The organism is Thalassospira sp. UBA848 (assembly GCF_002295455.1).
GTDB lineage: Bacteria > Pseudomonadota > Alphaproteobacteria > Rhodospirillales > Thalassospiraceae > Thalassospira.
Map to the genome: position 1 here is coordinate 49800 of NZ_DBGS01000059.1, position 14498 is coordinate 64297.

Consider the following 14498-nt stretch of genomic DNA (forward strand, 5'->3'; position numbering starts at 1 on the left):
GGGCCCGTGCCGTTTCAATGACACTGGGCCCACCAACTTCAGACGCATCAGATCAGGCAGATCGAACCGCATCAAGGAACGTTCCAACCTTTTGACGCAGCATTTCAGATTGCTCGGACAGTTCACTTGACGCTGCAAGCACCTGCTCGGCTGCGGCACCGGTCGAACCAGCTGCTTCATTCACACCAGCAATATTTGCCGAAACCTCGGTCGTGCCGGTCGAGGCTTCCTGCACATTGCGCGTGATTTCACCGGTCGCAGCCCCTTGTTCTTCGACAGCACTTGCGATGGTCGCGGCAATTTCACTGATTTCTGAAATGGTCGTCGTGATAGAGGCAATCGCATCGACCGCCCCCTTGGTTTCCTGTTGAATACCAGTGATCTGACTGGTGATTTGTTCGGTCGCCTTTGAGGTCGCCGTCGCAAGGTTTTTGACCTCTGCGGCAACCACAGCAAAGCCCTTGCCAGCGTCACCGGCGCGCGCCGCCTCAATCGTGGCATTGAGCGCAAGAAGGTTGGTTTGTTCGGCAATGTCACTGATCAAACCAACGACATCCCCGATCTTCTGGGCAGCCTCGGCAAGACCGCGCACCTGTTCATTGGTACGCTCTGCATCGGCAACCGCACGATTGGCCACCTGCGAGGATTGCGCCACCTGTTGGGTGATTTCAGAGATCGAAGCGCTAAGCTCTTCGGTGGCACTGGCAACGGTCTGTACGTTATTTGAAGCCTGCTCGGCTGCAGCGGCAACGATGCTTGATTGCCGGCTGGTTTCCTCGGCCGTGCTGGTCATGCCAGTTGCAGTTGCCTGCATTTCGGTTGATGCCGATGCCAGGGTCTTGAGAACAACTGAAACGTCGGTGTCAAAGCCCGATGTCAGATCGGAAATCTTCTGAGCCCGCAACTCACGACGTTTTTGCGCCTCAACTTCCTGTGCGGCCAGTTCATCGGCACGGATCATGTTTTCCTTGAACACCAGAACCGCGTTGGACATGTCGCCAATTTCATCCCTGCGACCCTGTCCCGGGATATCTGACTGTTTGTCTCCGCCCGCCAGTGATTTCATGGCATCGGTAATGGCCCCGACTGGACGCGAAATCCCGGTACCAATGACCCATGCCGCCGCAATCCCGATGACAATGGCAATGCCTGCAAAGACCTCTGTTATGATCGTTGCAGAGCTCACAGCCTCCTCAGCATGCTGTCCGAGAGTTTCCTGCTCTTTCTTGACTTCAAGTTTCAGTTTTTCAAGGTCTTTGGAAACAAGACCGCCAAGTTCTGCCAAACGTCCGCTTACAAGACTTTGCCGATTGGGATCGGATGGTTGCATGGCCGCAATCTGGTCAAACACGGACTGAAATTCCGCCAGCTCTTCTGCGGCGGTGGTCGCGACCTGCAACCGGTCAGGCTTCACCAGCATGTCGACCAGGCCAGTATTGTAATCAATTGCCGTCGCAATTCGCTCCTTGACCGTTTCCGCCGATGCCGGGGCATTCGTTTCAATGAACTCATTGATGTTAACACGCGCTTCGAGAAGATTGGCCTGCACACGGGCGGCCTGATTGGTTTGCGAGGCAATGACGCGATACCGGGCAAAGTCATCGCCGACAATACCAATCGAAATTACCGCATACAAAGACATGGCTGCCAGAAGCACCAGAACCAGGCCGAACCCGCCAAAAACCTTCGTAGAAATTTTGAGGTTATTTAAAAAGGCGGTCATGTAAGTCTCCCACATATATATTTCTTATTTTTGTCATATGGGTTTGGTGACACGATCACGTCGGAAGCATTGTGATCAAAGTCACAAGGCAAATATCTGTCCACTGAAAAGCTTGCCGCGACAGGAAGCTGGATTTGTGATTTGATAGGAAAATCAAGTGCATCGAAGGTCAATCTGGCCTTGGCAGCAAAAAGATCAACGACCGGGGACTAAAGAATGGGCCCGTCAAAATACAGCTTCAGACGGGCCACCCCAAACGATCTGCCAATGATTGGCCGCTGGCTGCATGTGCCTGAAGTTGTCCGCTGGTGGGGCGATCCGGATGAGCAGATTGAACTGATTTCCGAAGATGTCGAACTGGCCGAAATGGCGACACTGATTGTCTCGTACCGCAATCGGCCGTTTGCCTTTGCCCAGCATTACGACGCCCACCAATGGCCACAGGCACATTTTGATCCGTTACCTGAAAATACACGCTGTCTGGATGCATTTATCGGTGTGCCCGATATGATGGGCTGCGGGCATGGTCAGATGTTTCTGAAAATGCTGACCGCCCAGCTGTTCGAGCGTGGAGCGCCCATGATCGGGATTGACCCCGATCCTGAAAACGAACGCGCCATTCGCTGCTATGAGGCGATTGGTTTTGTTGCCGGGCGGGAATATGAAACCGCCAAGGGCCCGTGCCTTTTGATGACACTTTCCCCGCCCGACAAAAGATCATCATGACGGCAATCAGACTGCCCGCACAGCGGCCAGGAAATCCTCGACCTTGTGACGCAGGCCTTCAGATTCCCGCGACAATTCTGATGCCGCACTCAGCACCTGCTCGGCAGCAGCCCCGGTGGAGCCCGCCGCTTCGTTCACGCTGACAATGTTTGACGTCACTTCTGTTGTACCAACAGAGGCTTCCTGAACATTGCGGGTGATTTCAAGGGTGGCTGCTCCCTGTTCCTCGACCGCACTTGCGATGGTTGCTGAAATCTCGCTGATCTCGGCAATCGTCGATGAAATGGTGCCAATGGCGGTTACTGCCCCATCGGTTTCATTCTGGATGCCGGTGATCTGATTGGTGATGTCTTCGGTCGCGCGCGAAGTTGCCGTTGCAAGATTTTTGACCTCTGCCGCGACAACGGCAAAGCCCTTGCCCGCATCGCCGGCACGCGCCGCCTCGATGGTGGCGTTCAGGGCCAAAAGGTTGGTTTGCTCGGCAATATCGCTGATCAGTCCGACCACATCACCGATCTTTTGGGCTGCTTCGGCAAGGCCGCGGATCTGGGTGTTGGTTTTTTCGGCATCCTCGACCGCGCGATTGGCAACAGACGAGGACTGACTGACCTGCTGGGTGATCTCGGAGATCGAGGCACTGAGTTGTTCCGTTGCGCTGGCAACGGTTTGCACGTTGGTTGATGCCTGTTCGGCAGCGGCTGCGACGATACTGGACTGGCGACTGGTTTCTTCGGCGGTGCTGCTCATGCCCGTGGCGGTTGACTGCATCTCGGTCGCCGCAGAAGCAAGTGCCTTGAGGATAACCGACATGTCCTGATCAAAGTCCGCTGTCAGTTCATTGATTTTCTCTGCACGTCTTTCCCGGCGCTTGACGGCCTCTGCTTCCTGGGCGGCAAGCTCCTCGGCACGGATCATATTTTCCTTAAAGACCAGAACCGCCTTGGACATATCACCGATTTCATCGAAACGATCCTGTCCGGGAATGTCGGTCTGCTTGTTGCCGCCAGCCAGTTCCTTCATGGCGTCGGTAATTTGCTGGATCGGGCGGGAAATACCCGATCCGATCTTCCAGGCGGCAAAAATGCCAAGGATCAACGCCACACCGGCAACAATGGCCGTAATAATCACAGCCTGCGAAGCAGCCTTGGCCGCACGCGGACCGATTTCATCCTGTTCGTGCTTGACGGTCAGCTTCAGGTCTTCAAGGTTCTCAGCCACCATCGGACCGATTGTGTCGAGTGTATCGGTCACTATCTGATCACGGGCCGGATCCCCGGCAGACATTGTGGCAACCTTGGCAAAGGCCGCGCGATAGGCTTTCAGGCTTTCGCCAGCAACTTGGGCGACTTCGATCATTTCATCGGTATCAAGCAACTCAACGAGTTCGTCATTCAACGTTATCGCGCTTGCAAGCCGGTCATCGACATTTTTCGCTGCCGCACTTTCGCCGGTCAGCAGAAACTGCTTTACCGAAACACGCGCCTCCAACAGGTTGGCCTGCACACGTCCAGCCTGATTGGACTGCAAGGCGATATGACGATAGCGCACGAAGTCATCTCCGACGCTGCTCACAGAAAGCTCCGACCAGATTGAAGCGATTACGAGCAAAACGAGGATGACGCCAAAGCCGCCATATACCTTTGTGGAAATCTTGAGACGATTGAACATCGACATAAATGAGGCCCCTAAGCAATTTATCTCTCCTCATTAGTCATATTATATTTTCACAATCATCGCGCGATATACTGGGGACTATCTCACTATTCTTTATTGACTGTAATCCTACCCTTACGGGGCGTCATATACGTGCAGGAAATTCACATATGCATACCATGACATATAGGTTTTAGTGACTATAGAAAAACTTCGAAGTAATTGTTTTGTAATATTTTTCGAAACCAAGATCACTGCTATATGTTCGCCACAACACAAAAAAAGGGGCACCTTTGCAGGCGCCCCTTGATCGCAATTCCACGGCCTGTTCGACCATGGTATTAAGTATGGTATTACGATCCTAGGACTGCAACGCGGCGCGACGACGTTCGCGCAGGGATTGTGCCGTTACCCGACCATCACCGGTCGGCTGATAATAAACCGACATTTCCTTGAGCGCGGCGCGCACCTTGTTCAGGGCGACGTCACCTTCAACGTTAAGGTCATAGGAATCAAAGCCGCAACGGTGCATATAAAGGATTTGGTCGCGCAGGACGTCACCAACTGCCCGAAGCTCGCCCGTGAAGCCCATACGTTCGCGCAGCACCCGGGCATAGGAATATCCACGACCATCCGTGTAGGCCGGGAAATTGACCGTGATGATCGACAGACGATCAAGATCATCTGCCAGATCTTCCGGCGCATCCCCCGGGTTCAGCTGAACACCAAGACCTCCGTTACGCCCCAATAGGCTGTCACGTTCTTCCTTGAAACGTGCAAGCGGCACGATCAGGTTTTCATCGCTTGATGGCAGATCGCCTTCGGCGTCAACCGTGATCCACTCCTGTTCGATCAGGCTGTCATTTTTAACGATCGCCATAAAGAACCTCCTTGAACGGATCCATGCCAACACGCCGATAGGTGTCGATGAAGCGCTCACCGCTTTCGCGGATATCAATATACTTGGTCACGAGGCTTTCGATGGCATCGACCACCTCGGCCTCAGAGAAACCGGCACCGGCAATCTTGCCAATCGAGGCATCCTGGCTGGCATCGCCGCCGAGGGTGATCTGATAGAATTCCTTGCCGCGTTTATCGAGGCCAAGAATACCAATGTGGCCAACGTGGTGATGTCCGCAAGCATTGATACAGCCGGAAATCTTGATCTTGAGTTCGCCAATATCATGTTGGCGATCAAGATCACCAAAGCGTTCGGAAATCCGCTGTGAAAGCGGGATAGAACGCGCAGTGGCAAGTGCGCAATAATCAAGTCCCGGGCAGGAGATGATATCGGTCACATAACCAAGGTTTGCCGTGCCAAGTTCTGCGGCGTCCAGTTCGCTCCAAAGTGCGAACAGGTCGGCCTTTTTGACATGCGGCAGAACAAGGTTCTGTTCATGGGTCACGCGAACATCGGCAAAGCTGTATTTTTCCGAAAGATCGGCAACCAGTTCCATCTGTGTATCGGTCGCGTCCCCGGGAATGCCGCCAATCGGTTTCAGCGAGACGTTTGCAATCGCATAGCCCGGCTGTTTATGTTCGATCACATTCGAACGCACCCAGTTGGCGAAACGACGGTTTTCCGCTTTGTGGCGTTCGAAGTCGGTGTCGTCGTCAGACATGGCTTCAAACGCCGGCGGTGCGAACTGTTCGATGTAATGGGCGATTTCCGCATCATCAACGCGCAGCGACCCGTCCTTGATCTGGGTCCATTCCTCTTCGACAAGCTCGCGGATTTTATCAATGCCTTCCTCGTGAACGAGGATCTTGATACGTGCCTTGTACTTGTTATCGCGACGGCCAAAGCGGTTATAAACGCGCAGGATGGCTTCGAGATACGAGAACAGATCATTCTTGCCGATGAAGTCGCGAATGGTCTTGCCAACAAACGGCGTACGACCAAGGCCACCACCGACGATAACTTCAAAGCCGGTCTCGCCCGCATCATTCTGATGCATGCGAAGACCGATATCGTGCACTTTCACGGCCGCACGGTCATTTGGCGATCCGGTAACAGCGATCTTGAACTTACGCGGAAGGTAAGTGAATTCCGGGTGGAAGGTCGACCACTGACGGATCAGTTCGCAATAAGGGCGCGGATCTTCGATTTCATCGGCCGCGGCACCGGCATACTGGTCAGTCGTCGTATTACGAATGCAGTTGCCCGATGTCTGGATGGCGTGCATTTCGACCTTGGCAAGATCCAGCAACGCGTCGGGGATTTCATCAAGTTTCGGCCAGTTATACTGGATGTTCTGGCGCGTGGTGAAATGGCCATAGCCCTTGTCATATTTGCGCGCAATCATGCCAAGCTGGCGAAGCTGGTCGGCGCGCAGCGTGCCATAGGGAACGGCAACGCGCAGCATATAGGCATGAAGCTGCAGATACACACCGTTCATCAGACGGAGCGGACGGAACTGTTCCTCGGTAATGTCACCGGCAAGACGGCGTTTTACCTGTTCGCGGAACTGTTCAGTGCGTTCATGAACAAGCTGGCGGTCAAAATCGTCATAACGATACATGGGGTCTCTCCTTATACCGCCTGATAGCCAAGGTCCTCGCGGACACTCGGGCCTTTGGTGCGCAGAACTTCGCGGTATTTTGTCGGCACGAGATCCGCGCCCTGCTGTTCGACATCAATCAGATACGGCCCGACAATCACTGTGTCGAGTTCGGGCGCACTTGCCTCGGCCAGAAGCGCATTTGCGGCTTCCTTGTCTTCGGCGGTGCGGGCATCGTTGATGTTTTCGCTCCAGCTACCATCACTGGTCAGGAACACCACCAACCCGTCTTCCAGACGGTTTGCCGTGACAACTTGCAGGGACATTCGGTTCTCTCAGCCTGTAAATCTCTCGGGTTTGGTCCTGGCACGGACCTTTTCTGCACCAGAATTTGGCTGATTACCCCTTATTGGTCAAGTTTTTTTGTGAAATAACATATACTACACTTAATTAAGTGTTTTAATAATCCGCTATTGACCGTTTGACGTACGGGTTCTACCTCATCAGTCATCGAACACCAAAGCACAAGAAACCTTCCTGATATGCCTTTGAACATCATCAAACTGAGTGTCGGCACGGATAGCCGCGAAAGCCTGAAAGAATGGCAGACCTATTTTCAGGCCATGCATGGACGGATCTTTCACACCACACGCATGACACCCAAGCGCAAGACCGAGATTCTTGATGGTGGATCAATTTACTGGGTCATCAAGGGTGCTGTGCGCTGCCGCCAGCGGGTGATTGATCTTGAAGAATTCGTCAATGAGGAAGGCACGAAATATTGCCGCATCGTGCTGGATGATGAACTGATTGCCACGCGCCCCTACCCGCATCGTGCGTTTCAGGGATGGCGTTATTTCCCCGATGACAAATGCCCGCCCGATGAAAAACAGGGTGGCGGCACCGATGCCCTGCCAGATGATATGGCCGATGAATTGCGTGACCTTGGGTTAATCTGAGGTCAGCCCTCCACAGGGGCGTCCGCCTCATCCGGATCAATTTCGCGCAAGGTCTCAGCCACTTCATTTTTTAACCAGCTGACAAATGCCTTTACGCGCGGACGTCGAAGGTGCTCTTCCGGGTAAACCAGATAATATGCCCCGCTTGATGCAACACTTTGCGCAAAAGGCCGCACGAGATTGCCCGCCGCCAGATCAAGCGCGGCCAGGCTTGTGCGCGCCATGGCAATCCCTTGCCCCATCAGAGCAGCCTGAATGACCATGTCGCCGGAGTTAAATCGAAGACCGCGGCTGACATCGACACCTTCGGCACCGACGCCGTCGAGCCAGAATTCCCAATCGGCGGCATGTGGATGATCCATAAAGGTGGTGGCATCATGAAGCAATTGGTGCCCGGCGACATCGGCGGGGGTTTTCAGTTCCGGATTGGCGGCAAGATAGGCAGGGCTGCACACCGGGAAGGACTCGTCACGCATCAGCATCTCGCAAACCAGTCCGGGGTAATGACCACTGCCGAACCGAACAGCCAGATCAATGCCCTCTGTACGCAGATCAACAAGCCGGTCATCTGCATGAATGCGCACATCAGTATCAGGGTATGCATCACGGAAATGCCCCAGACGCGGCACCAGCCATTTCACGGCAAAACTTTGCAAGACACTGACAGTAACCACCCCGGTTTCCTCGACCCGGGTCAGGCGTTCGATCTCGTCAGCGATCCTTGAAAATCCGGCTGTAGTTGCCTGCGCCAGCTGTGCACCCTCTTCGGTCAGATGGATCTGACGTGGCAGCCGATGAAACAGCTTGAACCCCAGATACTCCTCAAGTTGGCGGACCTGCTGGCTGACCGCCCCCTGTGTGACAAACAGTTCTTCGGCTGCTTTTGTAAAGCTCAGATGGCGGGCGGCGGCATCAAAGGCGCGCACGGATTGCAAGGGCGGAAGCCGCATAAGATCCACTCCAAATCTATGGATTAGAAATGCTAATCCGTTTGATCAGAAATACTCGTTTGTTCTGCATAAGATATAGCCGCAATATCATCTCAACAGCAATCATTGCATTAGCAATATTAACTCTTGGAGAGAATGATGGCTTACTCGCTTAGCCCTGCTCCTTCTGCCGTGGAGCGCCAGCCCAGAGCACATATCCGCTCGTTCTTCGCCACCGTTTTTGGCCGCCTGAATGATTTTAACAACCGGTTTGAACGGCTCCGTGCAGCGCGTGAAGAACGCCGCACTCTACTTAGTCTGAGTGATCATCTGCTTTCGGATATCGGTATTACTCGCGCCCAGGCTGAAGAAGAATACCGCAAGTCTTTACGACTGCGCTAACCCCGCACGGGATCTGTCCTGAAGCACCCCGCCCCCACGGAACAAACAGCAAGACAGATCCACCCTTCGTGCCACCGCACACCCTGCCGACCGCCCGATCAATGCCCCACATTGATCGGGCTTTTTCATACGCAACACATCAGTGCCCGCATTCCCCGCTATTTGATCCATTGCATTGCGACAGGCCGATTTATCGCGCAAAGTTATGGCGATATCTGGTTACAAATGACGGAACGCGGCGCATGACAGCGGAAAAGAAAACGCCAAAAAAGTTTGGCAAAACGACTCAGGATGACACAACTGATGCGTTGGCCAATGCCACGCGGCGCACAGCCAAAAGCCGGTCGGCTGCCAATCGCACCGATGCCCTGTCCACGCTTGATAGCGAAGCGAAAGATCGGTTCTTGCTGGATTCCGAAAACATGACGATGGACCGGCTTGACGACTTGCCGTCTGCCGCAGGCAAAGCAACCAGTCAGAACCTTGGCAACATCCCCGACGACAAGCTTCCGCCTGATATCGACCTTGATCCCAAGGCGCAGGCAAAGAAGATGCGTGGCAAGCAGTATCTGGAACTGATTGCGCCACTTCATATTGAACTTTTGAAACTGCAAAACTGGATCAAGGCCGAGAACCTCAAATCCCTGATCATATTTGAAGGCCGAGATGCCGCAGGCAAAGGTGGCACGATCAAACGGTTTACCGAACACCTCAATCCGCGCGGCGCCCGGATTGTTGCGCTTGGCAAACCCAACGACCGCGAACTGACACAATGGTATTTCCAGCGCTATGTCGAACACCTGCCAAGTGGCGGGGAAATCGCGCTGTTTGACCGGTCCTGGTATAACCGGGCGATGGTCGAACGGGTTATGGGATTTTGCAGCATGTTTGATGTCAGTGAATTCCTGCAATCCGTGCCGGAACTTGAACGTATGCTGATCCGGTCCGGTATTCACATGACAAAGTTCTATTTCTCGGTCAGCAAGAAGGAACAGGCGCGACGCTTCAAACAGCGCCAGACCGACCCGCTCAAACAATGGAAGCTGAGCCCGGTTGATCTGGCATCCCAGAACCTGTGGGACTCCTATACCGAAGCCAAACGCGACATGTTCTTCCATACCTCGACCACCGACAGCCCATGGGTCATTGTAAAATCTGATGACAAGAAACGTGCACGCATCAATGCCATTCGTTTCTATCTGTCACAGTTTGATTACCCCGGAAAACGACCGGAAATTCTGGTTTATGACCGCCGGATCATCCACAGCGTGGCCGAAGAACTTGACGAGGACTAGGGGCATTCAATCTGTCTGGTCTTCCAGATCGTGAAAACATTGTCACGGTCACATTTGCGTTCATTGACATTGCCATCACTGCAACCTTTACTGGATGAACATAAACCTTCGGGAGGCAAACGATGGCAAAATGTGCATTTATCGGTCTGGGTGTCATGGGATATCCGATGGCCGGTCACCTGCAAAAAGCAGGTCACGACGTTACCGTGTATAACCGTACCGCCGCAAAGGCGGACAAGTGGGTTTCCGAATTTGGTGGATCGTCCGCCCCGACCCCGGCCGCGGCAGCAAAGGGCGCGGAGTTCGTCTTTTCCTGTGTTGGCAATGATGACGATCTGCGCAGCGTGATGCTGGGCGATGGCGGTATGTTTGCTGGCATGGACAAGGGTTCTGTCCTGATTGACAACACCACCGCGTCCGCAGATGTCGCGCGCGAACTGTATACCGCGGCCAAGGATATGGGCATCTCATTCATCGACGCCCCGGTTTCCGGTGGTCAGGCGGGTGCGGAAAACGGTGTTTTGACCGTCATGTGTGGCGGCGATCAGGATGCATTTGATCGCGCCGCCCCGATCATTGATGCCTTTGCCAAGTCCTGCAAACTGATGGGCGAAAGCGGTGCTGGACAGTTGACCAAGATGGTCAACCAGATCTGCATTGCCGGTCTGGTTCAGGGCCTTTCGGAAGGTGTCAATTTCGGCGTTAAGGCCGGCCTTGATATGGAGAAGGTTCTGGATGTGATTTCCAAGGGTGCTGCGGGAAGCTGGCAAATGGAAAACCGCGGCAGCACCATGGTTGAGAACAAGTTCGACTTCGGCTTTGCCGTTGACTGGATGCGCAAGGATCTGGGCATCTGCCTTGAGGAATCCAAACGCAATGGTGCCCGCCTGCCGGTCACAGCCCTTGTTGATCAGTTCTATGCCCAGGTGCAGGAACGCGGCGGCAATCGCTGGGATACCTCCAGCCTGATTGACCTGCTGTCACGCGGCTAAAACACCCGCGCCTTAAAGATTGAGACAAACGAAAAGCGCGGCCTGATGGGCCGCGCTTTTCGCATTGATATAGTGTTCGGCGATTACAGACCGGCGCGCAATAGCGGCTCTACCTGATTGCGGTAATTGGCCAGCGGGCCGTTATCGAAATAGCCTACAGCACACTCAAGAACGGAATCCCGTGGCGGTTCCTCACCCTCTGCCAGGCTTTCCTCAAGGTTATCGCGGCTCGATTTGCCAAGACGTTCGATCTCGATATCCTGCTCGCAGGTTGTCGCTTCAAGCGTTGCAAGAGACTGACGTGGATCGCGACGGCGCGACGGCAAGGCGTGCTCAAGATCAATCTCACGCTCGAACTCCTCGGCATCGGCCAGTACGACCTCGATATCGGGGATCACACCATGGCCCTGCACGATGTGGTTTTCCGGCGTGGTGTAATATCCGGTGGTGATTTTAAGCCCACCGCCCGAGGTTAGCGGCATAATCCGCTGCATGGAGCCTTTGCCAAAGGATCGCTCGCCAATGATGATGCCGCGCCCGTTTTCACGAAGGGCGGCTGCCATCAATTCCGCACCTGATGCCGACCCACGATCAAGCAAGATCGCCATCGGAACATCTTCAAAGAAATCGGAACGATCCGCTTCATAACTGCGCAGTTTCCGCTCGCCGCGCCCTTCGGTCGCGACAATCAAACCATCTTGCAGGAACTGGTCTGCAATGTCGGCGGCACTATCGAGCAACCCGCCCGGATTGCGGCGCAAATCAACGATGACCCCGCGCGGCGATGCAATCCGGTCTTCGAGTTCACGAAGGTATTCCTGCGTCTGATCAAGTGTCGTGGCATCGAAACGAGACACACGGATATAGCCAATATCCTGATCAATGATGCTTGCTGTAACAGAAGGCACTTCAATCCGTGCACGCTTTACAGTGACATCAAAGCTGTCCTCAACACGTTTAATCGTCAGCGTCACCGGATCACCGACGCGACCGCGCATACGCCGGACGGCTTCCGAGATTGGCTCTCCGACCATGTGATAGCCATCAATATGCGTAATACGGTCGTCAGGGCGAAGGCCGGCACGGGCGGCGGGCGTGTCATCAATCGGCGAGACAATCCGGATGCGTTTTTCATCATCAAGCGCAATGACAATGCCAACACCTGCAAAGCTGCCTTCAGTACTTTCCTGCAGGCGGCGGAACATGTCATCCGTCATATAGGCGCTATGCGGGTCAAGATCATGTAACCCGTCATCAAGAACCGCACCTACGACACCAAGCGGTGATGTATCATCGGTCTCGAGTTCGCCAAGCACGGCGATGCTGTTATCAATAAACGCCATTCGGTCGATTTTCTCGACATATGTCTCGGACAGAACCTGAAGTGCTTCGACATACAGCTTGTCAGCATGAGCAAATTGTTCCGCACTCGCACCTGCGGTTACGCTGGCACGGTAGGCATCAAGAAATCTGCGTTCTTCATCGCTTGGCCATGCCGGTCCAGCACACGCCACCAGTCTTGTTCCGGCGAACGAAATCAGCACCGCAAACAAAATTGGCAATATTCCTTTACGCAGCAACAGCTTGCTCCTGTCCTTCGATACAATCGACCGGATTGTCATCCGTTTTCTTTTTGACGTGTTCAACAGTAAGTCTAGCCTGCCTTTTTTCGATTGGCGACCCCCGGACGCGCAATAGTTGACTAATCACGCAACTTTTACCTGTTGAACACATCAAACACCGGCCTTTGCAACATATCGGAAGCATTTCGTCGTTTCGCCAGTGGCCAAATGCGGAACAACTGGTTCAACCAATGTTGAATACATCCTTTCACAATATCTGACGAAACTGACTCGATCTTAAATCCCCGGGTCGTTATGCTACCACCCAACAAATAAAGTTGGCACAAAGCCGACTGTTCCGAGCGGGCGGCTCATCATTCAGGGAGACGTCTTTTTTCATGAGCGACTTTAGCCCACCCATCTCAGATATACGCTTTCTGATTCATGACGTGATTGGTCTTGATACCGTGTCCAGGCTGCCGCCATTTGGCGAAACAAGCCCGGATCTGGTTGACGCAATCCTTGAGGAAGCAGGAAAATTTGCTGCCTCAGTTCTCGCACCGTTAAATCGGGTCGGTGATCAGGAAGGCGCGAAACTTCTTGCAGACGGCACGGTTAGCACGCCGACGGGCTGGAAAGAGGCCTATGCCCAGTTTTGCGAAGGCGGCTGGCAAGGAATTTCTGCCCCCGAAAGCGAAGGCGGCATGGGGTTGCCGATCTTGCTTGGCGCGGCAGTTGCCGAAATGTGGCAGTCCGCCAACATGGCGTTTGCATTGTGCCCGATGCTTACATCCGGTGCGATTGAAGCCTTGACTGCGCATGGTTCGGAACAGCAACGTAAACTGTATCTGTCGCGTCTTGTTTCCGGTGAATGGACCGGCACCATGAACCTGACAGAATCACAAGCTGGTTCCGATCTTTCAAAGGTTCGCAGCACGGCAATCCTGCAAGATGACGGGACCTACAAGGTTTCTGGCCAGAAAATTTTCATCACCTATGGCGATCACGAGATGACCGAGAATATCGTGCATCTTGTTTTGGCCCGCACACCCGATGCGCCCGCCGGGGTCAAGGGCATTTCGCTGTTTATCGTTCCGAAGTATCTGGTTTCGGATAACGGAGAAATCGGCGCGCGCAATGACGTGACCTGCGTGTCGCTTGAACACAAACTTGGCATTCACGCCAGCCCAACCGCGGTTTTGCAATTCGGAGATAACGGGGGTGCTACCGGCTACCTGATTGGCGAAGAAGGCAAGGGATTGGCCTATATGTTCACGATGATGAACAATGCCCGCCTTGCAGTTGGCCAACAAGGTGTCGCCATTTCCGAGCGCGCCTTTCAACAGGCTCTTGAATGTGCCAACACACGAAAACAGGGCCGAGACAGCAAAACTGGCGAAGAAGCACCGATCGCAGCTCATGGAGATGTGCAGCGTATGCTGATGCGCATGCGGTCATCCACCGAGGCGGCGCGCGCGCTTTCACTTTACACGGCCAGCCAACTTGATCTTGCGCATCATTTGTCTGACGCAGATGAGCGTGCCGCTGCGCAGGCCCGCGCAGACCTTCTCATTCCGCTTGTGAAAGCTTGGTCGACCGACCTTGGGGTCGAAAATGCTTCGCTTGGGATACAAGTGCACGGTGGCATGGGCTTTATCGAGGAAACCGGTGCGGCCCAGCACCTTCGCGATGCCCGCATTGCGCCAATCTATGAGGGCACGAATGGCATTCAGGCTCTCGATTTCATAGGACGCAA

General features: G+C 54.0%; 13 protein-coding genes. 6 read left to right on the plus strand and 7 right to left on the minus strand.

The genetic code is table 11. From position 1 onward, the window contains the following. Window positions 1–52 precede the first annotated feature (52 nt). The gene (locus B2R48_RS07950) at window positions 53–1723 is read right to left on the minus strand and encodes a methyl-accepting chemotaxis protein (protein ID WP_296999301.1); all 1671 of its coding nucleotides are present in this window, start codon (window positions 1721–1723) and stop codon (window positions 53–55) included. A 216-nt stretch (window positions 1724–1939) separates the two neighbouring features. Between B2R48_RS07950 and B2R48_RS07955 the strand changes: the two genes are divergently transcribed. Next, window positions 1940–2449 carry a GNAT family N-acetyltransferase gene (locus B2R48_RS07955; RefSeq protein ID WP_213474448.1) on the plus strand — a complete coding sequence of 170 codons (510 nt, stop codon included), beginning with the start codon at window positions 1940–1942 and terminating at the stop codon, window positions 2447–2449. Window positions 2450–2455: 6 nt separating this feature from the next. Here the strand turns inward: B2R48_RS07955 and B2R48_RS07960 are convergent, their stop codons facing one another. From B2R48_RS07960 to B2R48_RS07975, 4 genes are all read right to left on the minus strand, one after another. Continuing rightward, complete coding sequence (locus tag B2R48_RS07960) at window positions 2456–4123, minus strand: methyl-accepting chemotaxis protein (protein WP_062957459.1); 1668 nt, start codon at window positions 4121–4123, stop codon at window positions 2456–2458. A gap of 340 nt (window positions 4124–4463) precedes the next feature. After that, on the minus strand, window positions 4464–4982 hold the full coding sequence (locus tag B2R48_RS07965) for a DUF934 domain-containing protein (RefSeq protein ID WP_213474446.1): 519 nt from the start codon (window positions 4980–4982) through the stop codon (window positions 4464–4466). Then, a complete protein-coding gene (locus tag B2R48_RS07970) occupies window positions 4969–6624 on the minus strand; it encodes a nitrite/sulfite reductase (RefSeq protein ID WP_062957461.1) in 1656 nt (551 codons plus the stop codon). The genes B2R48_RS07965 and B2R48_RS07970 overlap by 14 nt, the downstream gene beginning before the upstream one ends. A gap of 11 nt (window positions 6625–6635) precedes the next feature. After that, complete coding sequence (locus tag B2R48_RS07975) at window positions 6636–6929, minus strand: DUF2849 domain-containing protein (RefSeq protein WP_062957462.1); 294 nt, start codon at window positions 6927–6929, stop codon at window positions 6636–6638. 216 nt (window positions 6930–7145) lie between these two features. Here B2R48_RS07975 and B2R48_RS07980 point away from each other — a divergent pair, with 216 nt between their 5' ends. Then, a complete protein-coding gene (locus B2R48_RS07980) occupies window positions 7146–7562 on the plus strand; it encodes a DUF1489 family protein (protein WP_296999302.1) in 417 nt (138 codons plus the stop codon). Between the two features lie 2 nt (window positions 7563–7564). On the opposite strand, the gene gcvA is transcribed toward B2R48_RS07980, so the two are convergent. Further along, a complete protein-coding gene (gcvA, locus tag B2R48_RS07985; protein WP_296999303.1) occupies window positions 7565–8512 on the minus strand; it encodes a transcriptional regulator GcvA in 948 nt (315 codons plus the stop codon). 138 nt (window positions 8513–8650) lie between these two features. Between gcvA and B2R48_RS07990 the strand changes: the two genes are divergently transcribed. The 3 genes from B2R48_RS07990 to B2R48_RS08000 all read left to right on the plus strand — a co-directional run bounded on the left by B2R48_RS07990 (window position 8651) and on the right by B2R48_RS08000 (window position 11180). Beyond that, window positions 8651–8893: a DUF1127 domain-containing protein gene (locus tag B2R48_RS07990; RefSeq protein WP_296999304.1), complete on the plus strand. Its 243-nt coding sequence runs from the start codon at window positions 8651–8653 to the stop codon at window positions 8891–8893. A gap of 242 nt (window positions 8894–9135) precedes the next feature. Continuing rightward, window positions 9136–10188 carry a polyphosphate kinase 2 gene (gene ppk2 / locus B2R48_RS07995; RefSeq protein ID WP_296999305.1) on the plus strand — a complete coding sequence of 351 codons (1053 nt, stop codon included), beginning with the start codon at window positions 9136–9138 and terminating at the stop codon, window positions 10186–10188. A 122-nt stretch (window positions 10189–10310) separates the two neighbouring features. After that, on the plus strand, window positions 10311–11180 hold the full coding sequence (locus B2R48_RS08000) for an NAD(P)-dependent oxidoreductase (RefSeq protein ID WP_296999306.1): 870 nt from the start codon (window positions 10311–10313) through the stop codon (window positions 11178–11180). An 83-nt stretch (window positions 11181–11263) separates the two neighbouring features. Here B2R48_RS08000 and B2R48_RS08005 read toward each other — a convergent pair whose 3' ends face one another. Next, a complete protein-coding gene (locus B2R48_RS08005) occupies window positions 11264–12760 on the minus strand; it encodes a S41 family peptidase (RefSeq protein WP_249742131.1) in 1497 nt (498 codons plus the stop codon). Window positions 12761–13140: 380 nt separating this feature from the next. On the opposite strand from B2R48_RS08005, the gene B2R48_RS08010 reads away from it, so the two are divergent. Further along, on the plus strand, window positions 13141–14498 hold a 1358-nt coding region (locus B2R48_RS08010), incomplete at its 3' end, for an acyl-CoA dehydrogenase family protein (RefSeq protein ID WP_296999307.1).

Coding starts and splice junctions, on each gene's coding strand:
- B2R48_RS07950 (WP_296999301.1), bottom strand. CDS start 1,723: ATGACCGCCTTTTTAAATAACCTCAAAATTTCTACGAAGGTTTTTGGC.
- B2R48_RS07955 (WP_213474448.1), top strand. CDS start 1,940: ATGGGCCCGTCAAAATACAGCTTCAGACGGGCCACCCCAAACGATCTG.
- B2R48_RS07960 (WP_062957459.1), bottom strand. CDS start 4,123: ATGTCGATGTTCAATCGTCTCAAGATTTCCACAAAGGTATATGGCGGC.
- B2R48_RS07965 (WP_213474446.1), bottom strand. CDS start 4,982: ATGGCGATCGTTAAAAATGACAGCCTGATCGAACAGGAGTGGATCACG.
- B2R48_RS07970 (WP_062957461.1), bottom strand. CDS start 6,624: ATGTATCGTTATGACGATTTTGACCGCCAGCTTGTTCATGAACGCACT.
- B2R48_RS07975 (WP_062957462.1), bottom strand. CDS start 6,929: ATGTCCCTGCAAGTTGTCACGGCAAACCGTCTGGAAGACGGGTTGGTG.
- B2R48_RS07980 (WP_296999302.1), top strand. CDS start 7,146: ATGCCTTTGAACATCATCAAACTGAGTGTCGGCACGGATAGCCGCGAA.
- gcvA (WP_296999303.1), bottom strand. CDS start 8,512: ATGCGGCTTCCGCCCTTGCAATCCGTGCGCGCCTTTGATGCCGCCGCC.
- B2R48_RS07990 (WP_296999304.1), top strand. CDS start 8,651: ATGGCTTACTCGCTTAGCCCTGCTCCTTCTGCCGTGGAGCGCCAGCCC.
- ppk2 (WP_296999305.1), top strand. CDS start 9,136: ATGACAGCGGAAAAGAAAACGCCAAAAAAGTTTGGCAAAACGACTCAG.
- B2R48_RS08000 (WP_296999306.1), top strand. CDS start 10,311: ATGGCAAAATGTGCATTTATCGGTCTGGGTGTCATGGGATATCCGATG.